Source organism: Kitasatospora sp. NBC_00070 (assembly GCF_045041205.1).
Lineage (GTDB): Bacteria > Actinomycetota > Actinomycetes > Streptomycetales > Streptomycetaceae > Kitasatospora.
Map to the genome: position 1 here is coordinate 5592173 of NZ_CP108247.1, position 23260 is coordinate 5615432.

Sequence of the window (23260 nt, forward strand, 5' to 3'; positions counted from 1 at the left end):
GGCATTTCTGCGCAATGAATCTGTTGCCAGAACGCTGAAGGCAACGTAGCGTTTCTCTCATCAGAAACCACGAGCCAGAGGACGGCACGATGCAGAAGTTCGACACCCCCGCCCCGATCGCCCTCGCTCTCGACGTCCCCGCAGGACGCGTCCGGCTGATCGCCGCCGACCGCCTCGACAGCACGGTCGAGGTCCGTCCGGCGGACGCCTCGAAGGGCCGCGACGTGAAGGCGGCCGAGCAGGTCACCGTCGAGTACGGCGACGGCGTCCTGCGGATCGGGGCCGCACCGGCCGGCCACCGGATCCTCGGCAACTCCGGGGCCGTCGAGGTGATCGTCCAGCTCCCGGCCGGCTCCCGGGTGGTGGCGACGACGGCCGCCGCCGAGTTCCGGACCGTCGGGCGGCTCGGCGAGGTCACCTTCGAGGGCGCGCAGGGCCCGGTGGACCTCGACGAGACCGCCGGTGCCCGGCTCACCGTGCTGGCCGGCGACGTCTCGATCGGCCGGCTGGGCGGCCCGGCGGAGATCAGCACCCAGCAGGGCTCCATCCGGATCGCCGAGGCGGTGGGCGGCACGGTCGTGCTGAGCACCCGCTCCGGCGACATCACGGTCGGCGCCGCGCCGCACGTCTCGGCGGCCCTGGACGCCGGCACCGGCCACGGCCGGATCCACAACGCGCTGCGCAACGCCGACGGCACGGCCGCCCTCACCATCCGGGCCACCACCGACCACGGCGACATCACCGCCCGCAGCCTCTGATCCCGCCCGGCCCCGACCACACCCCCACTCCTGGAAGAAGGCCCGACCATGACCAGCAAGCAGCAGTCCGCCTGGACCGGCATGGTGTCGATCGAGGACACCGCACTGGCCGTCACCGACACCGGCGGCCCCGGCCGTCCGGTGGTCTACCTGAACGGCTCCTACGCAGACCAGTCGCACTGGCGCCGCGTCATCGCCGAACTCGGCGGCGACTTCCGGCACATCACCTACGACGAGCGCGCCCGGGGCAGGTCTCGGCGCGCCGGCGACTACTCCTTCGAGGCGTGCCTGCGCGACCTGGACGCCGTCCTGACCGCCAGGGGCGTGCAGCGGCCGATCCTGGTGGGCTGGTCCTACGGCGCCATGCTCGCCGTGCACTGGGCCGCCCGGAACCCGGAGCGTGTCCACGGGGTCGTGTCGGTGGACGGAGCACTGCCGCACGAGTGGCTCGACGACGCGGCGCGGGCCCAGATCCGCAAGCTGTTCCGCCGGTTGAGCCCGATCTTCCCGGTGGCCCGCCCGCTCGGGCTGGCCGCGCGGATGAGTGCGGCGCAGCACGCCGAGATCAACATCGAGATCAACGAGCTCTGTGCGCCCGCCGCCCTCGACCCGGTCTTCGACCGGCTGACCGTCCCGACCCGGTACGTGCTCGCCACCGGCGGCAACCTCGGCGGCGACCCGGAGCTGATGGAGCAGATCCGCGCCAACCTCGACCCGGTGCTCGCCCGCAACCCGAACATCCGGCTCAGCAGCAAGGTCCCGAGCAACCACTCCAAGATCCTCCGCCGGGACTTCCGCGCCGTCGCCGACACCGTCCGCGAACTCGACAGCGTCCGCGAGCGCGCCACCGCCCGCGAGCACGCCACCGCCCGTGAACTCCAGGCCGGTTGAGCGGTGCCGCCCGGCGCCGCCCGCCCGCCGGGAGCCACCCGCACGGGTGGCCGAGTACCGCCGGACGAGTGATGGTGCGCACCCCCGAGCGCGGCGGCGGGCGAGCATGGGCAGCATGAACAGCGCCCCGTCCCGCGCCGAGCGGGCTGCCCAGGCCCGGCTGGTCACCGCCCGGCTGACCGGCGAAGGTGTCGACGGGGTGGCGACCAGCTGGGTCGACAACTCCGGCATCAGCCGGGTGAAGACCTTCCCCGTACGGCAGTTGGAGCACGCGGCGGAGTGGGGCCTGGGTGCGGCACCGAGCTTCGACGTGTTCCTGCTGGACGACTCGATCACCAGCAGCCCGTTCAGCCAGGGCCCGGTCGGGGACCTCCGGCTGATCCCCGACCTCGACCGACTGGTGCCACTGGCCGCCCAGCCCGGCTGGGCCTGGGCCCCGGCGGACCGGTACGCGCAGGACGGCACGCCGCACCCCGGCTGCCAACGGCGGTTCGCCCGGCGGACGGTGGCGGCAGCGGCGCGGCGCGGCCTCACCGTGCAGGCCGGGATCGAGGTCGAGTGGGTGGTCACCGACGCCACCGGTGCCCCCGCCACCACCGCGCCGGCCTACGGGCTGCACCGGTTCGCCGACCTCTCCGACTACCTGCGGGACGTGCTCCGTGCGCTGACGGATCAGCAGCTGACGGTGCTCCAGCTCCACCCCGAGTACGCACCGGGCCAGTTCGAGGTCTCGGTGGCCCCGGAGGACCCGGTCGGCGCGGCCGACACCACCGTGCTGGTCCGGCACACCGTCCGAGCCGTCTCGGCCCGGCACGGCCTGCGGTCCACCTTCGCGCCCGCACTCACCCCTGACGGGGTCGGCAACGGCGGCCACCTGCACCTCAGCCTCTGGCGCGACGGTCACAACCTCGGCCACGGCGGCCCCGGCCCGCACGGCCTGCACCCGGAGGCGGAACAGTTCCTGGCCGGCGCGCTGGAGCACCTGCCCGCGCTGCTGGCGCTCGGCGCACCGAGCGTCGCCAGTCACCTGCGGCTGCGACCCGGCCGCTGGTCGGGCCCGTTCCGCTGCTGGGGCCTGGAGAACCGGGAGGCCGCGCTCCGGCTGATCAAGGGCTCCACCGCCGGGCAGGCCAACGCCGAACTCAAGTGCTTCGACGCCACCGCCAACCCCTACCTGATGATCGGCGGCGTACTGGCCGCCGGGCTCGACGGCCTGGACAGCGGCAGACCCCTCCCGGACGAGGTGAACGGCGACCCGGCCGCCCTCGGCACGGTCGACCGACTCCCCGCGAGCCCGGCCGAGTCGGCGGCGGCGTTCGAGTCCTCCGTCCTGCTCCGCGAGGCGCTCGGCGCCTCGCTGCACGCCGCCGTCCTGGCGGTCCGGCAGGCGGAGATCGAACTCTTCGCCGGGAGCACCCCCGAGCAGATCGTCGCGGCGACGGTCGGCAGGTACTGACCGGTGATCGACCAGCACTGCCACAGCGTCACCCTCGCCGACCTCGACGCCCCCGCCTTCGCGAGCCTGCTCACCGAGTCCGACCGGCTGCCCCCACCCTCCATGTGCCGGTCGGTCTTCGACAGCGCCCTCGGCCTGGCGGTCCGCCGCTGGTGCCCACCGGCCCTCGGCCTCCCGGCACACACCCCGATGACCGACTACCTGTCCCGCCGCCGCGAGCTCGGCCCGGCCGAGGCGACCCGCCGCCTGCTGACCGGGACCGGCATCAGCCACTGCCTGGTCGACACCGGCCTCACCGCGGCGGCCGGTCACCCGCTGCTCCCGCTGCCCGCCCTCGCCGAGCTCTCCGGTGCCCAAGTCCGGGAGGTGGTACGGCTGGAGAGCGTTGCCGAGTCGGTCGACGCCCCGGCGGCCGACTGGGCCTCCGCCGTCGAAGCCGCCCTTCACACGGCCTGTGCGCACGCGGTCGCGGTCAAGTCCGTGCTCGCCTACCGCCACGGTCTCGCCATCCCGGCCGACCGCCCCCGGCCCGCCGAGGTCACCCGAGCGGCCGCCGCCCAGCGCCCCGGCCGCCGCCTGACCGACCCGGTCCTGCTCCGCCAACTCCTCTGGACCGCGGTCGACCTGGGTCTGCCGATCCAACTCCACACCGGATTCGGCGACCCCGACCTGACCCTCCACCGGGCCGACCCGTCGCTGCTCACCGACTTCGTCCGAGCCGTCGAACCGACCGGCACCCCGCTGGTCCTGCTGCACGCCTACCCGTACCACCGGCAGGCCGCCTGGCTCGCCCAGGCGTTTCCGCACGTGTACGCCGACCTCGGGCTGACCCTCTCCTACACCGGCCCGCGCGCCGCCGCCGTGCTCGGCGAGTACCTCGACCTCGCGCCGTTCGGCAAGCTGCTGTTCTCCACCGACGCGTACGGCCTCCCCGAGCTCTATGCCGTGGGCGCCGCCCAGTACCGCCACGCCCTGGCCGGGCTGCTCGCCGACTGGCAGGCGGACGGCGCCTGCACGACGGCGGACGCCGGTCGGATCACCGGCCTCCTCTCGGTGGAGAACTCCCGACGGCTGTACCGGCTCGGGTCGCCCTGACCCGACGTCAGGGCGACCCGGCCGTGGGTCAGCCGAGGCTGAGGAGGTGGTCTCGGAAGCCGGCGCCGAAGGCGGTCGGGGTACCGTCGTAGCCGGTGATCAGGGCGGGGCCGGAGCTGCAGTTCCAGGTGTTCCAGGTCCAGCCGAGGTACGAGAGCCGCTTGCCGTCGAGCCAGGACATCACCTGGTCGATGAAGGCGTGGCCGCAGGTGTTCTCGCCGATCTCACCGGCGACCAGCGGGACCTGGGCCACGACCGGGGCCAGGGTGGAGTTCCAGCAGGCCGCGGTGGAGCAGGTGTTGAAGTTGTACACGTGCCAGGCCGCGCCCAGGTTGCCGGTCGGGTCGGTGGGCTTGTGGGCGAGCCACTGGCCGAGGTCGTTGGAGTAGGCCAGGCCGCCGAGCAGGATGACGTTGCCGGCACCGGTGGCCCGGACGGCGTTGACCAGCGTCTGCATGCCACTGACCTGGTACCCGATGCCGGGGCAGGCGCTGCCGCCGTCCCGCCAGCAGAGCCAGCCCTGGGCGGGCGAGGACTCGGACCGGTCCGCGTACGGCTCGTTGAACAGGTCGAAGACCACCGAGCCGGTGCCCTTGAAGGTCTCGGCGACCGAGCTCCAGAACGGGACGGCGTTCGCGCCCGGCATCGGCTTCTGACAGGTGGCGTTGGTGTCGGAGCAGCCGGACGAGTTGCCGGTGTACAGACCCCGGCTCCAGTGCATCTCGACGATCGGCGTCAGCCCGGCGGTTCGCAGTGAGTCGACCCAACCCTTGATGGCAGCACGGTAGTTGGCGCCGCCGTAGGCCGGGTCGACGTTCGGCTGGCCGAGCCAGCAGTCCTCGTTGAGCGGGACCCGGACGGCGTTCACCTTCCAGCTCTTGATCGCGGCGATCGCGGCGGCGTCCACCGGCCCGTCGAAGATCCCGTACCCCTGGACGCACATGTACTCGGTGCCCGAGCGGTTGACCCCGTGCAGCACGACCGGCGAACCGGCGGCGTCGACCAGGGAGTTGCCGGAGACCCTGAGGTCGGGCGCGGCCCCGGGAGGGGTGGACGTCGTCGGTGACGGCGACGGCGACGGCGACGGCGAGGGTGAAGCTGTCGGCGACGGCGACGGCGACGGCGACGGCGAGGGGGACGGCGACGGCTGCCCGTTGCACGCCACCCCGTTGACCGCGAACGACGTCGGTGCCGAATTCACCCCGGAGTAGGCGAAGTTGGCGCCGGGGGTGGCGTTGCCGCCGGGGGCGATGGTGGCGTTCCAGGACAGGCTGTTGACGGTGACGTTCTTGCCGCTCTGGGTCCACACCCCGCTCCAGCCGCTTCCGGAGAGGGTCTGGTTGCCGGTGTAGGCGTAGGTGAGGGTCCAGCCGCTGAGGGCGGCCGTCCCGACGTTGTTGATCTTCACGTTGGCAGTGAAGCCACTGCCCCAGTCGTTCACGGAGTAGTCGACGGTACAGGCGACGGTGGCGGCCGAGGACGAGCCGGCGATCGGCCCGACCAGGGCGGCCGAAGCCGCCAGCGCGGCCCCGAGGGCGAGCGCGGTGTGGCGCAGGGACATGTCCCGCTCCTAGCTGATGACGGCAGAAATGGGCGCGCTCCCACAGGCCCGACCAGAAAGATAGCCAGCGGCCCCGGAGTTGCCAACTGCCCTGACTGCGCGATCTCTTGACAGTCGCTCAGTCGCTCCCGATATTTGGGAGCGCTCCCACATTTGCGAGTGCCATGCCTCGCGCCCCGCGAACCGTCCACCCACCCGCAGGAGCCGTCAGATGTCACCCCCCACCTCCCGCAGTTCCCGCCTGCCCGCGCTCGGCGCGGCCCTCACGCTGCTGGCCGCCGGACTCACCACGTTCGTCGGCACCCCGGCCTCGGCGGCCGTGGTCCAGTGCGCCGTCGACTACTCCGTGAACGACTGGGGCAGTGGCTTCACTGCCAACGTGAAGATCAACAACGTCGGGACGGCCGCCCTCAGTGGCTGGACCCTCACCTACGCCTACACCGGCAACCAGACCCTCTCCGGAAGCGGCTGGAGCGGGGTGTGGACCCAGAGCGGCAAGAACGTCACCGTCAACAGCCTGTCCTGGAACGCCGGCATCGCCCCCGGCGGCAACGCCACCCCCGGCGCCAACTTCGCCTACTCGGGCAGCAATGCCGCCCCCACCGCCTTCGCGGTCAACGGCACCACCTGCACCGGCGCCCACCAGCCCCCGGTCGCCACCCTCACCAGCCCGGCGCCCGGGGCGAGTTACGCCGCCGGGGCGGCCGTCCCGCTGGCCGCCACCGCGTCCGCGAGCGACGGCGCGGCCGTCAGCAAGGTGGAGTTCTACGACAACGCCACCCTGCTGGCCACCGACACCACCGCGCCGTACGCCTTCAGCTGGGCCGGTGCCGCCGCCGGCAGCCACTCGGTCTACGCCAAGGCGTACGACAGCACCGGTGCGACCGGCGAGTCCGTCCCGGCGGGCATCACGGTGGCGGCCGGCCCGGCCGTCACCGCGACGCCGGTCAGCCTCTCGGTCACCCAGGGCAAGACCGGCACCTTCACGGTGAAGCTCTCCGCCCAGCCCACCGCCGACGTGACCGTCAGCACCGCCCGCAGCTCGGGCAACACCGGACTGACCGTCAGCGGCGGCGCCAGTCTGACCTTCACGCCCGCCAACTGGGCCACCGCCCAGACCGTCACGCTCACCGCCGACGCCACCGGCACCGGCTCGGCGACCTTCACCGCCTCGGCCACCGGCCACACCGCCGCCGCCGTCACGGTGACCGAACTGGCCGCCGGTACGGGCGTCTACAACGACCGCTTCCTGCAGCTCTACAACAAGCTGAAGGACCCGGCGAACGGCTACTTCTCGCCGGAGGGCATCCCCTACCACTCGGTGGAGACCCTGCTGGTCGAGGCGCCGGACCAGGGGCACGAGACCACCTCGGAGGCGTACAGCTACCTGCTCTGGCTGGAGGCCCAGTACGGCCGGATCAGCAAGGACTGGTCCAAGTTCAACGCGGCGTGGACGCTGATGGAGACGTACATGATCCCCACCCACGCGGACCAGCCGACCAACGGCTTCTACAACGCGGGCAAGCCCGCCACCTACGCCCCCGAGCTCCCGCTGCCGGGCAACTACCCGGCAAAGCTCGACAGTTCGGTGACCGCCGGGCAGGACCCGATCGCGGCCGAGCTGTCCGGTGCGTACGGCACCAGCGACATCTACGGCATGCACTGGCTGCAGGACGTCGACAACGTCTACGGCTTCGGCAACTCGCCCGGCAAGTGCGAGGCCGGGCCGACCGACACCGGCCCGTCGTACATCAACACCTACCAGCGCGGTGCGCAGGAGTCGGTCTGGGAGACCGTCCCGCAGCCGACCTGCGACAAGTTCACGTACGGCGGGAAGAACGGCTTCCTGGACCTGTTCGTCAAGGACGCCTCGTACGCCAAGCAGTGGAAGTTCACCGACGCGCCGGACGCCGACGCCCGGGCGGTCCAGGCCGCCTACTGGGCGGACACCTGGGCCAAGGCGCAGGGCAACGGCGGCCTGGTCTCGGCCACCGTCGCCAAGGCGGGCAAGATGGGCGACTACCTGCGGTACTCGTTCTTCGACAAGTACTTCAAGCAGGTCGGCAACTGCGTCGGCCCGACCGCCTGCCCGGCCGGCACCGGCAAGAGCTCCGCGCACTACCTGCTCTCCTGGTACTACGCCTGGGGCGGCGCGACCGACAGCAGCGCCGGGTGGGCCTGGCGGATCGGCGACAGTGCCGCGCACGGCGGCTACCAGAACCCGATGGCGGCCTACGCCCTGGTGAACGACCCGGCGCTGGCGCCCAAGTCGGCCACCGGCAAGGCGGACTGGACCACCAGCCTGACCCGGCAGATGGAGTTCGTGCAGTGGCTCCAGTCCAGCGAGGGGGCCATCGCGGGTGGGGCGACCAACAGCTGGGAGGGCAGCTACGCGACCCCGCCGGCCGGGACGCCGACCTTCTACGGGATGTACTACGACGAGGCGCCGGTCTACCACGACCCGCCGAGCAACCAGTGGTTCGGCTTCCAGGTCTGGGGCCTGGAGCGGGTCGCCGAGTACTACTACGCCAGCGGTGACGCCAAGGCCAAGGCCGTGCTGGACAAGTGGGTGACCTGGGCGCTCGGCAAAACGAGCTTCAACACCGACGGCACCTACCGGATCCCGTCCACGCTGGCCTGGAGCGGCAAGCCGGACAGCTGGAACGCCACCGCACCCGGCGCCAACGCCGGACTGCACGTGAGCGTGGTCGACTGGACCCAGGACGTCGGGGTGGCCGGTTCCTACGCCAAGCTGCTCTCGTACTACGCGGCGAAGTCCGGCAACACGGCCGCGCGGACCGCGGCGCAGAAGCTGCTGGACGGGATGTGGGGCAACCACCAGGACGCCCTGGGCATCGCGGTGCCGGAGACCCGGACCGACTACAGCCGGTTCAAGGACAGCGTCTCGGTGCCCGCCGGCTGGACCGGGACGATGCCGAACGGCGACCCGGTCAACTTCGCCTCGACCTTCCTCTCGATGCGGTCCTTCTACCGGAACGACCCCGCCTTCGCCAAGGTCCAGGCGTACCTGGACGGCGGGCCCGCCCCGGTCTTCACCTACCACCGGTTCTGGGCCCAGGCGGACGTGGCCACCGCGATGGCCACCTACGGTGAGCTCTTCGGCTAGCTGACTGATCGTCAACTCCTGCTGGGCACACGGTCGGAAGATCGTGTGCCCAGTACGAGGAGGCGATGCGCACCTCTTGCGGAGGGTGGTCCGGGGTCACTAGCGTCCCGGGCAGTTCATGCACCTGCCATCCGTGGGTGCGGGCGGAGACTCGGGAGGGCCAACCCCTATGAGAGTTCCTCGGACAGGCCGGTTCGGACGCGGGATGGCCGGGCTGGCCCTGCTGGCCGCGGGCACGCTGACGCTGCCGACCGGCACCGCCGTCGCGGCGACAGCCACCTCGGCGGAGACCGGGCCACTGCTCAACTACCTGGTGAACACCAAGGCCAACCACGGTCAGGTCAAGCTGGCCGAGCGCGCGATCGCCCGGGCCGGCGGCACGGTGGTGCAGTCCTACGAGCAGATCGGCGTGATCATCGCCCGCTCGGACTCGACCGCCTTCACGGCCCAGTTGCGTGCGTCCCACCAGGTCGACTCGGTCGGCGCCAGCCGGACCAAGGCCGTCACCGCGGGCATCGGCGACGACACCGTCGAACTCGCCACCCCGCCGGCCGGGTTGCTGGCCGCCGGTGCCGACGAGCCGATGCAGGCCGACCAGTGGTCACTGGGCACCATCGGCGTTCCCGAGGCGCACCGGACCAGCCTGGGCAGTCGCCGGGTGACGGTCGGCGTGTTGGACTCCGGCATCGACGCCACCCACGAGGACCTGGCCGCCAACGTGGACGCCTCGCAGTCGGTGTCCTGCATCGACAACGGCAGGCCGAACACCGACTTCCAGGCCTGGCAGCCCACCAGCAGCGACCACGGCACCCACGTCGCGGGCACCATAGCCGCCGCCAAGAACGGCAAGGGCGTGCTCGGGATCGCCCCGAACGTCCGGCTGGCCGCGGTGAAGGTGGTGGACGACGGCGGCTACATCTATCCGGAGTACGCGGTCTGCGGCTTCGTCTGGGCCGGCGAGCACCACTTCCAGGTCACCAACAACAGCTACTACGTGGACCCCTGGCTGTTCAACTGCGCCAGTGACCCGGACCAGGCGGCCATCCTGACGGCGGTCCGCCGGGCCACCGCCTTCGCCGAGCGCAACGGCGTGCTGAGCGTCGCGGCGGCGGGCAACGAGAACATCGACCTGGCCCACAAGACCACCGACGACAGCAGCCCGGACGACACCGTGCCGGTGCCCCGGCCGGTGGACACCGGCTGCCTGAGCCTGCCGACCGAGCTCCCCGGCGTGGTGAACGTGGCCTCGGTCGGCGTGAACGGCGACAAGTCCTTCTTCTCCAGCTACGGCCAGGGCAAGATCACGGTGGCCGCCCCCGGCGGCGACTCCCGCTACCAGATCCCCGACACCCCGGCGCGCAACGGCCGGGTGCTGTCCACGATCCGGGGCAACCGGTACGCCTACATGCAGGGCACCTCGATGGCCTCCCCGCACGCGGCGGGCGTCGCCGCGCTGCTCGCCTCCAGCCACCCGTGGGCCGGTCCCGACCAGCTCCGGCGGATGCTGACCGGCCAGGCCACCGAGCACGCCTGCCCGACGGTCTTCGACCCGAGCGGCGACGGCGCCTGGGCGGCGGTCTGCCAGGGCGGTACCGGACAGAACGGCTTCTACGGCGCGGGCATCGTGAACGCGGCCACCGCCGTGCAGTGGTGGCGCTGGTAGCCGTACCGAACGGCGGGCCGGCCCGGGGTGAATCCCCCGGGCCGGCCCGCCGTTCAGCGGGTCCGGGGCCGGCCGGAGAGGTCGGGGACGTCCTGGAGCCAGGTCGGGCGGCCCGCCCGGGTGGCGGCGGCCCGGTCGGCGGCGGTCCGCCGGAGCTGCTCGGGGGTGGCGAAGCCGTCCGGCAGCCAGGCGGCCGACTGGGCGGCCCGGGTGGCGAGTTGGGTCACGTACGCGTCCCTGAGCTGCTCGACCGAGTCGAAGCCGGGCTCGTCGGTCAGCCACTCCTCGGGCACCAGCGCGACCACCTCGCGGAGCAGCTTCGGGGTGACCAGCGGGGCCAGCGCGGCGTCGGCGGCCCGGACGTCGGGGTGGTGCACGCCGAGTGCGTGGTCGCTGAGGTCGTACCGCTTGAGCACCGAGCCGGCCGCGCCGGACCAGCGGTGGTGGAAGACCAGCCCGGCGCCGTTGTCGATCAGCCAGAGCCTGCCGTGCCAGACCATCAGGTTGGGGTTGCGGCAGCTGCGGTCCACGTTGCCGGTCAGCGCGTCCAGCCAGACCACCCGGCCGGCCTCGACCGGGTCGACGTCGATCATGCCGGGCTCGAAGTCCCGGGCACCCGGCAGGTAGTCCATGCCGAGGTTGCGCCCGGCGCTGCCGCGCAGGATGTCCTGGATCTCCGGGTCCGGCTCGTGCGCGGCCACCTCGGGGTCGAAGTCCACCAGGACCAGCTCGGGCACCCGCAGGCCGAGCCGCCGGGCCAGTTCGCCGACCACCACCTCGGCGATCAGCGCCTTGTGGCCCTGGGCGGCGCCGCTGAACTTCACCACGTAGGTGCCCAGGTCGTCGGTCTCCACGATGCCGGGGACGGAGCCCCCGGCGCGCAGCGGGTCCAGGTAGCGGAGAGCGGTCACCTCGGTCAGCACACCGGCCAGCCTAGCCCGACCGGCAGCTGGGGGGCGGCCTCGGCCCGGTCGCCGCTGTGGTTGGCTTGGCTCAGTCCGCAGGGCCCGGCGCGGTCGAGCCGGCGCGGTTTCCAGAGGAGAGTACGGATCATGGGACAGGTGTACGCCACCACCGAGCGCAGTTTCCCGGCCAGCCCCGAGCGGGTGTTCGAGGCACTGGCCGACTACGCGGTGACCCGGCCGAAGCTGCTGCCGGAGCAGTACAGCGAGTACGAGGTGCGGGCCGGCGGCACGGGCGCCGGGACGCAGGTGCACTGGCGCCTGCAGGCGACCGAGAAGCGGGTCAGGGACTGCCTGTTCAGCGTGACCGAGCCGGGCACCCGGACGCTGATGGAGACCGACGCCAACTCCTCGATGGTGATCACCTGGAAGGTGGTCGAGCAGGGCGCGGGCAGCAAGGTCACCGTGCAGGCGAGCTGGACCGGGGCGACCGGCATCGGGGGCTTCTTCGAGCGGACCTTCGCCCCCAAGGGCCTGAACCGGATCCACGACCGGATCCTGGTCGCGCTGGCGACCGAGGTGGCCTGAGCCCGACCGGCCGGCGGGGTCCGAATTCCCGAACGAGTGGTTCTGATCGCCGGTCCGGGTGACAGCGGGATCACGTAGCGTACGCGCCGATCTAGGCTCACGGCCGTGCATATGACGATCCTTCATGTCTCCCAGCCCGTGGACGGCGGCGTCGCCCGGGTGGTGGTCGATCTGGTCCGGGGCCAGCGCGAGGCGGGCTGCCGGGTGCTGGTGGCCTGCCCCGCCGACGGCCGGCTGGCGGCCGAGGCGGCCGCGGCCGGCGCCCTGGTGCTGGACTGGCAGGCGGGCCGCTCGCCCGGTCCCGGGACGGTGGCGGAGGCGTGGCGGCTGCGCCGGATCGTCCGCGGCGCCAACCCCGACGTGCTGCACCTGCACAGCGCCAAGGCCGGTTTGGCGGGCCGGCTGGCCGTCCGGGGCGCCGTCCCCACCGTGTTCCAGCCGCACGCCTGGTCGTTCGCCGCCGTGCAGGGTCCGGTGGCGGCGGCCAGCCTGCGTTGGGAGCGGCTCGCCACCCGCTGGACCCGCGCGGTGCTCTGCGTCAGTGCGCAGGAGCGGGAGGACGGCGAGCGGGCCGGCCTGACGGCCCGTTGGCAGGTGATCCCGAACGGGGTGGACCTGCGGCACCACGCGCCCGCCGACTCGGCGGCCCGCCGGGCCGCCCGGATGTCGCTCGGCCTGGACCTGGAGGACCCGCTCGCGGTCTGCGTCGGGCGGCTCTGCCGGCAGAAGGGGCAGGACGTCCTGCTCTCCGCCTGGCCCGCCGTCGCCGGGCAACTGCCGCAGGCCCGACTGGCGTTGGTCGGCGGCGGCCCGGACGCCACCGCGCTGGCCGACCGGGTGCGCGAGCTCCCCGACCCGTCCCGGGTCCGCCTGGCGGGGGACGTCACCGACCCCAGGCCCTGGCTGGCCGCCGCCGACCTGGTGGTGCTGCCGTCCCGCTGGGAGGGGATGGCGCTGGCGCCGCTGGAGGCGATGGCCACCGCCCGTCCGGTGCTGCTCTCTGACGTGCCCGGTGCGCGGGAGTGCCTGCCGCCCGAATTGCTCGGTGGCGGCCTGGTCGCACCGGAGGATCCGGCCGGACTCGCACAGTTGATCGTACGTGCGCTGAAAGATCCGATCGAGTGCGAACGACTTGGTCTGGTGGCTCGTGAACGAATGTCCGATCATCACGATGTCCGAGAGGTGGTCCGCCAGGTGGAGCTGCTCTATCGAAACCTTCTTCGGGACGGTGTTCCCGGCCCCCGTGCGGCGCAGCACCGCGACACCCGTGTCCCAGGGCGGTCCTGATCGTTTCTCAGACCGTGAATGCTCGCCGCGAGGGTGCTGCCGTGTTCGCATCTCGACCGGGTGACCGAGGATTCAAAGTCCGAAAGTCTGATTAATGGGCGGGTGGAATGAAATGGCAAGTCAACTTCCGGCAATCAAGTCAGCGTTCGGTATTGTCTGATTTTGCCTGCTTCGTGGTCATTTCTGAGCGCGGTTCTCGGAGTGGCCCGAATGCCGCCCTTGGCAGCAGGTGCTACCTGGACCGCATCCGTCGGCCGGGATCAACTCGTCGGTCCGACTCCGGGTCCGGGTGTCCCGTCACGGCGGGTACACAGCAGGGGAGTTCGTGCGCTGATGACCATTGACCACGAGAGCGTGCCACGGCCGGGCCAACCCCTGCCGCCCTCCCGCCGGGTCACCACCGAGCTCCTCGACCGGCGCCCGCCCCGGCGCCCGGTGCAGGCCCGACCCGCTCCGCCGGTCGGGCGGCACCGTCGTCCGTTCCGGTCCCGACTCGCCCACCCGGTCGGCCTGCTGACCGCCGACGGCCTGGCGGTCTGCGCGGCCGCGGTACTGACCGCCACCGACCCGGGGCGCCCCCTGCTCGGCGCCGCCGCCGTCCTGCCGCTGCTGCTGCCGCTCAACCTGACCGCCGGCCTGTACCGGAACCGGCTCACCCTCTCCGCCCTGGACGAGTTCCCCGCCCTGGCGGCCCGGGCCACGGTCGCGACGGCCTTCGCCGTCACGCTCTCCGCCTGCCTGGACGGCTGGCCGGACAGCGGCCCGGCCACCCCGCTGCGGCTGCTCTCCCTGCTGGCCGCCTTCCTGCTGGTCGCCTCGGTCGGCCGGGCCTTCGTCTACCACCTGCTCCGCAAGGCCCGCCGCCGCCGCCCCAGCCCCGTGCTGGTGCTCGGTGCCGGGCAGCTCGGCCAGCAGGTGGCCGCCGCCCTGACGGAGCGTCGGGAGTACGGGCTGCGCCCGGTCGGCTTCCTGGATCCCGATCCGGTGCTGCTGGCCGAGGACACCAAGCTTCCGGTGCTCGGCGGCCGCGAGGTGCTGGAGCGGGAGATCCGCCGCCACCGGGTGCACCACGTGGTGGCCACCGAGGGGGCCGCCGACGAGGCCGAGACCGCCGCCGCGCTGCGCGAGGCCGCCCGGCTGGGCTGTCGGGTGTGGCTGGTGCCCGCCCTGCGCGAGTACGGCGCGGTGGCCGACCGGAGCCGGGGGGACCACCTCTGGGGCTTCCCCTGTCTGCAGCTCGACCGCCCGGCGATGCGCCGGCCCGGCTGGGCCGCCAAGCGGCTGCTGGACATCACCGCCGCCCTGTTCGGCCTGCTGCTGGTCTCCCCGCTGCTGGCCGCCTGCGCCCTCGCGGTCCGGGTGGACACCGGCCCCGGCGTGCTCTTCCGCCAGCAGCGCACCGGCCTCGACGGCAAGGTCTTCACCCTGCTGAAGTTCCGCACCCTGCGCCCCGCCAACGAGCACGAGTCGGCCACCCACTGGAACATCGCCCAGGACCACCGGATGAGCCGGGTCGGCCACTTCCTCCGGCACAGCTCGCTGGACGAGCTCCCGCAGCTCTGGAACGTGCTCCGGGGCGACATGAGCCTGGTCGGCCCCCGGCCCGAACGCCCGTACTTCGTCATGCGGTTCAGCCAGGCGTACCCCGAGTACGCGGACCGGCACCGGGTCCCGGTCGGCCTGACCGGGCTGGCCCAGGCGAACGGTCTGCGCGGCGACACCTCGATCGAGGCCAGGGCCCGGTTCGACAACCGCTACATCGAGAGCTGGAGTCTCTGGCTCGACGTCAAGCTGCTGTTCCGCACCGCCGCCCTGATGCTGCACCCGGACGGGAGCTGAGCCGGTGGCCCTCACCATGCCCCTCGCCTTACCCGGCCGGCTGACGGCCCGGCCCAGTCTGCTGGCCGCCGCCACCGTCCTGCTGGTCTGCGTGCCGACCGGCGACAAGGACGTCACCGCCGCCGTGCACGTGACCGCGGCCGACCTGGCCTCGCTGGCGCTGGTCGGCACCATGGCGGTGGGCCTGCTGCGCGGCCGGCTGCCGGCCCTCAACCGCACGGTCTGCCTGCTGTTCGGCGCGGTGGTCTGCTCGGCGGCGGTCGCCACCGTGCACTCGATCGACCCGACGGCCAGCGTCACCGGCTTCGTCCGGCTGGTGCAGGTCTTCGTGCTGGTACCGGCCGGCGTGCTGTGTTCGCTGCGCGACCGGCGGGACCAGCAACTGGTGCTCGGCTCCCTGGTGGTGGCCGCCCTGGTGCAGGGGGTGGTGGGCGCCAAGCAGTTCCTCACCGGGACGGGCGCCTCGTACACCGGGCAGCCGATCCGGGCGATCGGCACCTTCGGGGCGCTCGACATCATGGCGATGTCCACGGTGGTCTGCTTCGGCCTGCTGGCCGCCCTCGCGCTGGCCCTGGGGGAGCGTGGCCGCGGTGGCAACCGCCGCCTGCGGATCGGCTGTTGGGCCATCGCCGGCTTCCTGACCTTCCCGCTCGCGGTCTCCTTCAGCCGGGGCAGCTGGATCGCCTGCGCGGTCGCCGCCACCGTGCTGCTGCTGCGGGCCGACGCCCGGCTGGCGATCCGGGGCGCGGTGCTCGGCGCGGCCCTCGCCCTGGTCCTGGTCGGCGGCCTCGGCCTGGGCGGCTCGGGGGTGACCAACCGGCTCTCCAGCATCGGTGCGGTCTCCGACACCCCCGACCAGTCGGTGACCGACCGCTACGACCTCTGGGGCACCGCCGGACGGATCTGGCAGGACCACCCGGTGACCGGTGCCGGTCCCAAGGCGTTCCAGCAACTCCGGGACAGTCACGCCCCGTTGCGGCTCTCCTCGGGCAGCGACGCGGCCGACTCGCAGATCGGCTTCACCCGCGAGCCGCTGCTCTCGCCGCACAACATGTACTTCCTGGTGCTCAGCGAGCAGGGCCTGATCGGGGTGCTGGCCTATCTGGCGCTGTTCCTCACCCTGTTGGTCAACTGCCTCCGCCGGGTGGGTGCCCCGGCCCCTGACGGACCGTCGGGGGCCGCCGGCACCGCCCGGGCCCCGACGGTCGACGGCCCCCGGCTGGCGGCCCTCGGGCTGCTGGTCTGGGTGCTGGTGGACTTCCTGTACGCCGACATCGGGGGAACCACCACGGTGCTCACCTCGGTGATCCTCGGCCTGGCCGCCCGTACGGCGCTGCCCGGCCCGAACGCCGGTGAGGCACACCAGACATGAGTACGGACCAGCACGTCGCCGCGGTCGGGGCAGCCGCCCCGCCGGGTCACCCGGCGCCCCGGCGGGACTTCCTCGCCAAGGCGTTCGGGGTCACCGCGCTGCTCACCGCCGCCGGCTCCGCCTTCGGCCTGCTCCGCGACCTGCTGCTGGCCAGGTACTTCGGGGCCAACCAGGGCACCGACGCCTTCCTGGTGGCCTGGACGGTCCCGGAGACCGCCGCGCCGCTGCTGATCGAGGACGCGATGGCGTTCCTGATGGTCCCGGCGTTCAGCCTGGCCCTGGTCCTGCGCGAGGAGCGCCCGGCGGGCCCCGACCCGGTGCGGCAGCTGGTCCGGGCCACCCTGCCCTGGCTGCTGCTGACGCTGTGCGGCCTCTCGGTGCTGACCGCCGTCGGCGCCCCGCAACTGGTCCGGTTCCTGGCCCCCGGGCTGGTCGACCCGGCGCTGGCGGTCACCTGCACCCGGATCACCGCGCTGACCATCCTGCCGTTCGGCATCGCGGGGTACCTGGGCAGCGCGCTGCGGGCGCACCACAGCTTCACCGCCCCGGCCGGCATCTACGTCGCGTACAACCTGGCGATCCTCGGCGTCCTGCTGGCCGGCCACACCGCCCTGGGCGTCCGGTCGGCCGCGATCGGGGTCGCGGTCGGCAGCCTGCTGATGGCCGGGGTGCTGGTCGGCCCGTTCCTGCGCCGGCTCCGGGTGAGCCGCCGTCGGCCCCGGAAGTCCCGCCGGGGCGGCCCGGCCGGGCTGGTGCTGATCCCGCTGGCGATACTGCCGGTCGCGGGCTTCACGCTGACCCGGCAGTCCCAGGTCTTCGTCGAGCGCCACCTCGGCTCGGGACTGCCGCCGGGCACCATCTCGCACCTGAACTACGCGGCCAAGGTCTCCCAGCTCGCGATGACCGCCGCCATCCTGATCTGCACCGTCACCTTCCCGCTGGTGGCCCGGGCCCTCGCCGCCGGTGACCTGCGGACCGCCCGGGACCGGGTGGAGAAGGACATCGGCCAGGCCACCGCGCTGGTGCTGGTCGGCACCGCGTTCCTGATGGCCTGTGCGCCCTCGGTGGTGGCGCTGCTGTTCGAGCGCGGCGCGTTCACCCCGCACGACACCGCCGCCACCGCCGCCGTGATCCGGGTCTACAGCTTCGGCCTCCCCGCCCAGGCGCTGATCGGCGTGATGGTCCGGCCGTACTTCTCGGTCCGCCCGGTGGTCCGCCGGGCTGACGAGGACCCGGCCAGCTTCCGGGTCACCCGGCTGGACTGGTACCCGGTCGCCGCGATGGCGATCGGCCTGCTGGTCACCGTCACCGTCGGCCTGGCCGCCACCCCGCACTTCGGCGGCCTGGGCCTGGCCGCCGGGAACGCCGCCGGCATCACCACCACCGCCGGGCTGCTGCTCCGCGGGCTGCTGCTGCGCGGCCTGGCGATCCGGGTGCCGAAGGTGATCACCGGTCAGTCCCGGCTGCTGGCCGCCGCGCTGGGCGCCGCGGCCGTCGGCTACCTGGCCGACGGGCTGACCGCCTCCCCGCTGCCGGCCACCCTGGTCGGCGGGGTCACGGTGCTGCTGGTCTTCGCGGCCCTCGGCGCCGTCTTCGGCGCGGCCGAGGTCCGCGAACCGCTGCTGGCGGGCCTGGCCAGGTTCGGCCCCGGCCCGCGCACCAGGGCCGAACCGGCCGGGCCCGCCCCCACCCCGCCCGCCCCCACCCCCCACCTTCGGCCGCTGAAGGGAAGCTGCCCCATGGACGTCGACTCCGCCCAGCAGTTGCGCCTCCCGGCGCAGGCAACCGCCGGTCGCACCAAACGTCAGGCCGGGTCCGGCCGGAGCGCCCCGTGGATCCTGATGTACCACTCGGTGGCCGATGAGGAGGACGACCCGTACCTGCTCACCGTCAGCCCGGAGCGGTTCGCCGCCCAGATGGCCTGGCTGCACCGCACCGGCCGACGCGGCGTCAGCGTCCGCGAGCTGCTCCGCGCCAGGGCCGAGGGCACCGCCGGGCAGCTGGTCGGCCTGACCTTCGACGACGGCTACGCCGACTTCGCCCGGCACGCCGTCCCGGTGCTGCACGAGTACGGCTTCACCGCCACCGCGTACGTGGTGCCCGACCTGCTCGGCACCGAGAACGGCTGGGACGTCGAGGGCCCGCGCAAGCAGCTGCTGACCCTGGACCAGGTGACCGAACTGGCCCGGGCCGGCTGGGAGATCGGTTCGCACGGCCTCGGCCATCAGGCGCTGCCCGGACTGCCCGCCGCCGATCTCGCGGCGCAGACCCGGGAGAGCCGCCGGGCCCTGGAGGAGCTGATCGGCGGACCGGTCACCGGCTTCTGCTACCCGTACGGCGCGGTCGACCTGGCCGCCGCCCGGGCGGTCCGGGACGCCGGGTACGACTACGCCTGCGCGATCGCGCACGGCGGGCTCACCGGCCGCTACGCCCTGCCCCGGAGCTACGTCGGCGACCGGGACGGCGCCTTGCGGCTGCGGGCCAAGCGGGGCCGGCACCGGGTCCGGGACCTGCTCACCGCCGTGCGTGCGCACCGTCCCCGGCGGGTCGGCCGATGAAGGTCCTGCACGTGATCACCGGCCTGGCCTCCGGCGGCGCCGAACGCCAGCTGGAGCTGATCCTCCGTCACCTGCCCGAGCGGCACCGGTGCGAGGTGGCCACCCTGACCAACCCCGGCACGGTGGCCGCCGCGCTGACCGCCGACGGCGTCCCGGTGCACGACCTGGGGATGCGCGGCAACCGCGACCTCGGCGTGCTGCCCCGGCTCACCGGTCTGATCCGGCACGGCGGGTACGACCTGGTGCACACCCACCTCTACCGGGCCGGGCTGTACGGGCGGCTGGCCGCCCGGCTGGCCGGGGTGCGCCCGGTGCTGGCCACCGAGCACTCGCTGCACGCCACGGTGATCGAGGGCAGGCCGGTCACCCCCGGCGTCAAGGCGCTCTACCTGGCCGCCGAGCGGCTCGGCTCGGCCACCGTCGCGGTCTCCCGGCAGGTCGCCGCCACCCTGGACGACTGGGGGGTGCCGGCGCAGCGGGTGGAGCTGTTGCCGAACGGCATCGAGACCGCCAGGTACTGCCTGCCGACCGCCTCCCGGCTGGCGCTCCGGCAGGGCGTCCGGGCCGAACTCGGCCTGCCGCAGTCGGCCTGGGTGATCGGCGCGGTCGGCCGGCTGGTCCCCGGCAAGCAGTTCGGGCTGCTGGTCCGGGTGCTGGCCGAGCTGACCAGGCTGGCCGCCCAGCACCCGGCGCTGCGGGAGCCCTGGCTGCTGCTGGTCGGCGCCGGGCCGGAGCGGGCGGCGCTGCTCCGGGAGGCCGGGGAGCTCGGTGTGCTGCACCGGGTGCTGCTCACCGGCGAGCGCTCCGACGTGCCCGAACTGCTCACCGCGATGGACGTGTTGGCGGCCCCCTCGGCCGAGGAGACGTTCGGCCTGACCGTGCTGGAGGGCCTGGCGGCCGGACTCCCGGTCCGGCACAGCGCCTGCCCGGCGCTCGACGAGCTGCCCCCCGAGGCGGCCCCGGGGGCGGTCCGGCTGCCCGGCACGGCGGACGCCTACACCACCTCGCTGTGCGAACTCTGGAGCCGTCGCAGCACCGTGCTGCCGCAGCCCCCGGCGGTCGCGCACTACGACATCGCCCGGATCGCCGACCGGCTGGCGCTGCTCTACGACCGGCTCGGGGGAGCGCCCGGCCGGGCGTCGGACGCCCCCGCACCGGTGGCCGCCCGGTCCCGCTGAACCCGGCCCGGGGCGCCGCACGGTGCCCCAGTCCTGAATCGAACGTTCTAGCCAAGGAGCTTCCCATGTCCGAACTGCGCAGGCGCGCGCGCACCCTGACCCGCCGTTGGTGGCCGGTGGCGCTCGCCGTGCCGCTGGGTGCCATGGCCGGCGCCGGATACGCCGTCGTCTCGCACCCCGGCTACGCCGCCAACTCCTACGTAGTGGTGGTCCCGCAGGGGCCGGGGGAGGGTGCCACCGCCGTCAACTTCGCCCAGGCGTACGGGCGGCTGGCGGGCCAGCCGCAGGTGCTGGCGGGTGCGGCGGCCGAGACCGGCCGGACCATCAACGAGCTGGCCGAGCTGGTCCGGGGGACCACCTCGCCGGACGCCCCGGTGATCGAGATCACCGGCTCCGGCAGCGAGGGCGTCGATGCCGCGCGGGCCGCCGACGCGGTGGCCAAGTCGCTGATCGCCTTCGCCAACACCAGCACCAAGGAGACCGGCGTCAAGCTGGTCCCGCTGGCCGGGGCCGCCGTACCGGACCGCCCGGCCACCCCCTCCGCCCAGCTGGACGTCGCGGTCGGCGCGGCCGGCGGGCTGCTGCTCGGCGCGCTGGTGCTGATGACCCGTCGCCCGAAGGCGGCCGGCGCCGCCGGGCCCGGGGCCACCGAGGGGACCCCGTCCGAGCAGACCGTCCCGCTCTCGCCGGAGGTCCCCAAGGGCCGCGCGGAGACCGCGGCCAAGGAGCCGCAGCAGACCGGGAGCCGTGGATGACCACCGAACTCTCCGTCGGTTCGCTGCCCGCGCAGAGCAGCGCCCCGCGCTGGCGCGCCGAGGTCTGCCGGGCGGACGACGCCCTGGACCGGATCGCCGCCGAGTGGGACGGCCTGGCGGCCCGCTGCGCCACCGCCACCTCCTTCCAGTCGGCCGCCTGGCTGGCCTCCTGGTGGCGCCACTACGGCCGCCCGGGCGCGCTGGTGCTGGTGCTGGTCCGCCGGGACGACCGGCTGGTGGCCGCCGCCGCCCTGCGACGCCGGGGCCCGTTCGGCGGGTTGACCAACCTCGGCGCGGGCCTGGTGGACTTCACCGACGTCCTGCTGGACGACTCCTGCGCCGACCGGGCCGCCGCCGAACTGGCCGCCGCGCTGCCGCTGACCCGCCCCTGGCACTCGCTGGAGCTGCGCGAGGTGCGCCCGGAGGCCGCCGTCCAGCAGGTGTTCCGGCAGTGGAGGGGCCGCCGGCACCGGTTCGCCGACTCGCTCTGCCAGTACCTCCCGGCGGTGCCGATGGAGGAGCTGCTCAAGCGGCTGCCCGGCAAGACCGCCCAGCGCAGCCGGGTCAAGCAGCGCAAGATCGCCGAGTCCGGCATCGAGGTCCGCAGCGCCACCCCGGCCGAGGTGCCGGAGGCGATCGCGGGCCTGCTCCGGCTGCACATCGAGCAGTGGCAGGACCGCGGCGTCACCCCCGAGCACCGCACCGAACGGTTCGCCGCCCACCTGGTCGAGTCCACCACCGGACTGGTCGCCACCGGCCGGGCCGCGGTCCACCGGTTCCACCTGGACGGCGAGCTGGTCGCGGTGAACCTGCTGCTGCTCAGCCCGCCGTTCGGCGGCCTGTACATGTACGGCGCCAAGCCCGCGCTGCGCGAGCGGCTCGACATCGCCGGGCTGCTGTTCGGCGCCGCGCTGGACGAGGTCCGGGCGGCCGAGATCCCGGTGCTCAGCCTGCTGCGCGGCCAGGAGCCGTACAAGCAGCGCTGGCGCCCCGACCAACTCCCCAACCAGCGGCTGGTGCTGGGCCCCGGCCGGCTCGCCCCGTGGGCGGCCGGCCGGGCGGTCCGGGTCCGGGTCAGGCAGGCCCTGGTGCACCAGCTGCGCACCAGGCTGCCGGGGGTGAAGCGGGTGCTACTGGCCCGGATGCGGAGCTGACGGTGCGGTGGCCCCCTTCGAGCCGGACATCAGCTGCTTGTACGCCGCGGACGACCTCGGATTCCGGTCGCACTGCCAGAAGCCGTGCGGGCAGTAGTCGGTGACGGTCTGGTAGGCGGTGTCGTGGGTGCGCATCCACTCCACCATCCGCCGGACGAACTCCGGGTTGTCGCCGTTGCGGAACAGCCCCCACTCCGGGTACGAGACCGGCTTGCCGCGCTTGGCGGCGAACTCCACCTGGTCCTGCAGCCCGTACGGCTCGGAGACGTACTCGTCGAAGGTGCCGCCGGCCGGCTGGTCGTAGCTGTCCATGCCGATGATGTCGACCACGTCGTCGCCCGGGTAGCAGCGCGTCCACGGGATGGCGTCCAGCCCCCGGGTCGGGTTGAAGTCGAACTGGAAGTGCTGCCCGGGCACCGAGCGCATCACCGTCACGATCCGCCGCCAGTACGCCTTCCAAGCCGTCGGGTCGGGCTTGCAACGGCTGGTGTAGGTGGTGCCGTTCATCTCCCAGCCCAACGTCAGGATGGTGTCCTGCCCGCCGAGCGCGACCAGCTTCCTGGCCAGCTTGAGGAAGTGCAGGTCGAACTCGCCCTTGTTCGCCCGGGCCAGCAGCCTGGCCACCTCGGCGTCCGGGGTGTTGTTCTCGTTCGGCACCAGCATCGGCACGCCCAGCACCAGCTTGCGCTGCGGGTCGGCCAGCTTCCACTGCGACCAGAGGCCGAGCACCACCGTCTCGCCCTCGACGTCCCCCCAGCCGTTGCCGGCCAGGTAGGTGTGGCCGACCTGCATGTCGGCCCCGTTCAGCCAGGTGGCCATCCGGGCGACGTTCGGGATGTAGTTGTCCCACGATCCGACGAAGGCGCCGAACGGCGGCTCGTGCCTGGCCCGTTGGACGGCCGGGCGGGGGGCCGCGCCGCGCGGTTCGATGGCGTCCGAGGAGAGGGCGGTGTGCCGCTCGGTCTGGCTCAGCGGAGTACCGGAGGGAACGCTCGCCGTGGTCACCAACAGCAGCGCGGCGGCGGCCAGCGTCAGGCGGGCCAATCGCATGGGTCTTCTCCTCGGGACGGCGTGCC

The 23260-nt window shown here is 73.4% G+C and carries 17 protein-coding genes; 14 read left to right on the forward strand and 3 right to left on the reverse strand.

What is annotated here, in order from left to right:
- The first annotated feature begins 89 nt into the window (after positions 1-89).
- From OHV05_RS25600 to OHV05_RS25615, 4 genes are all read left to right on the forward strand, one after another.
- Positions 90-758, forward strand: a complete 669-nt coding sequence (locus OHV05_RS25600; RefSeq protein ID WP_405019730.1) for a DUF4097 family beta strand repeat-containing protein — start codon at positions 90-92, stop codon at positions 756-758.
- A gap of 48 nt (positions 759-806) precedes the next feature.
- Positions 807-1649: an alpha/beta fold hydrolase gene (locus tag OHV05_RS25605; protein WP_405019731.1), complete on the forward strand. Its 843-nt coding sequence runs from the start codon at positions 807-809 to the stop codon at positions 1647-1649.
- Between the two features lie 115 nt (positions 1650-1764).
- Positions 1765-3105: a glutamine synthetase gene (locus tag OHV05_RS25610; RefSeq protein WP_405019732.1), complete on the forward strand. Its 1341-nt coding sequence runs from the start codon at positions 1765-1767 to the stop codon at positions 3103-3105.
- Positions 3106-3108: 3 nt separating this feature from the next.
- A complete protein-coding gene (locus OHV05_RS25615; RefSeq protein ID WP_405019733.1) occupies positions 3109-4200 on the forward strand; it encodes an amidohydrolase family protein in 1092 nt (363 codons plus the stop codon).
- A gap of 28 nt (positions 4201-4228) precedes the next feature.
- Here OHV05_RS25615 and OHV05_RS25620 read toward each other — a convergent pair whose 3' ends face one another.
- Entirely contained in the window at positions 4229-5761 is a 1533-nt protein-coding gene (locus OHV05_RS25620; RefSeq protein ID WP_405019734.1) for a cellulase family glycosylhydrolase, read from the reverse strand.
- A gap of 211 nt (positions 5762-5972) precedes the next feature.
- Between OHV05_RS25620 and OHV05_RS25625 the strand changes: the two genes are divergently transcribed.
- Together OHV05_RS25625 and OHV05_RS25630 are read left to right on the forward strand one after the other, a co-directional pair.
- A complete protein-coding gene (locus OHV05_RS25625; RefSeq protein WP_405019735.1) occupies positions 5973-8888 on the forward strand; it encodes a glycoside hydrolase family 48 protein in 2916 nt (971 codons plus the stop codon).
- Between the two features lie 205 nt (positions 8889-9093).
- Positions 9094-10551, forward strand: coding sequence for a S8 family peptidase (locus OHV05_RS25630; protein ID WP_405019736.1), 1458 nt, complete (start codon positions 9094-9096; stop codon positions 10549-10551).
- Between the two features lie 53 nt (positions 10552-10604).
- Here OHV05_RS25630 and OHV05_RS25635 read toward each other — a convergent pair whose 3' ends face one another.
- Entirely contained in the window at positions 10605-11474 is an 870-nt protein-coding gene (locus OHV05_RS25635) for a HipA family kinase (protein WP_405019737.1), read from the reverse strand.
- 129 nt (positions 11475-11603) lie between these two features.
- Here OHV05_RS25635 and OHV05_RS25640 point away from each other — a divergent pair, with 129 nt between their 5' ends.
- The 8 genes from OHV05_RS25640 (at position 11604) to OHV05_RS25675 (ending at position 22184) form a co-directional block, all read left to right on the forward strand.
- Positions 11604-12041: an SRPBCC family protein gene (locus OHV05_RS25640; protein ID WP_403040725.1), complete on the forward strand. Its 438-nt coding sequence runs from the start codon at positions 11604-11606 to the stop codon at positions 12039-12041.
- A 111-nt stretch (positions 12042-12152) separates the two neighbouring features.
- Positions 12153-13328, forward strand: coding sequence for a glycosyltransferase (locus tag OHV05_RS25645; RefSeq protein ID WP_405019738.1), 1176 nt, complete (start codon positions 12153-12155; stop codon positions 13326-13328).
- Between the two features lie 333 nt (positions 13329-13661).
- Positions 13662-15167: a sugar transferase gene (locus tag OHV05_RS25650; protein WP_405019739.1), complete on the forward strand. Its 1506-nt coding sequence runs from the start codon at positions 13662-13664 to the stop codon at positions 15165-15167.
- Between the two features lie 16 nt (positions 15168-15183).
- Positions 15184-16539 carry an O-antigen ligase family protein gene (locus OHV05_RS25655; protein ID WP_405019740.1) on the forward strand — a complete coding sequence of 452 codons (1356 nt, stop codon included), beginning with the start codon at positions 15184-15186 and terminating at the stop codon, positions 16537-16539.
- Positions 16536-19097 (forward strand): lipid II flippase MurJ, encoded by a 2562-nt coding sequence (locus OHV05_RS25660; protein WP_405019741.1) that lies wholly within the window; start codon positions 16536-16538, stop codon positions 19095-19097. Before OHV05_RS25655 ends, OHV05_RS25660 begins: the two co-directional genes overlap by 4 nt.
- The gene (locus OHV05_RS25665) at positions 19094-20275 is read left to right on the forward strand and encodes a glycosyltransferase (protein WP_405019742.1); all 1182 of its coding nucleotides are present in this window, start codon (positions 19094-19096) and stop codon (positions 20273-20275) included. Before OHV05_RS25660 ends, OHV05_RS25665 begins: the two co-directional genes overlap by 4 nt.
- A gap of 65 nt (positions 20276-20340) precedes the next feature.
- Entirely contained in the window at positions 20341-21030 is a 690-nt protein-coding gene (locus OHV05_RS25670) for a lipopolysaccharide biosynthesis protein (RefSeq protein ID WP_405019743.1), read from the forward strand.
- Positions 21027-22184, forward strand: coding sequence for a GNAT family N-acetyltransferase (locus OHV05_RS25675; RefSeq protein ID WP_405019744.1), 1158 nt, complete (start codon positions 21027-21029; stop codon positions 22182-22184). Before OHV05_RS25670 ends, OHV05_RS25675 begins: the two co-directional genes overlap by 4 nt.
- On the opposite strand, the gene OHV05_RS25680 is transcribed toward OHV05_RS25675, so the two are convergent.
- Positions 22161-23234, reverse strand: coding sequence for a glycoside hydrolase family 26 protein (locus OHV05_RS25680; RefSeq protein WP_405019745.1), 1074 nt, complete (start codon positions 23232-23234; stop codon positions 22161-22163). The genes OHV05_RS25675 and OHV05_RS25680 overlap by 24 nt on opposite strands.
- Between the last annotated feature and the right edge of the window lie 26 nt (positions 23235-23260).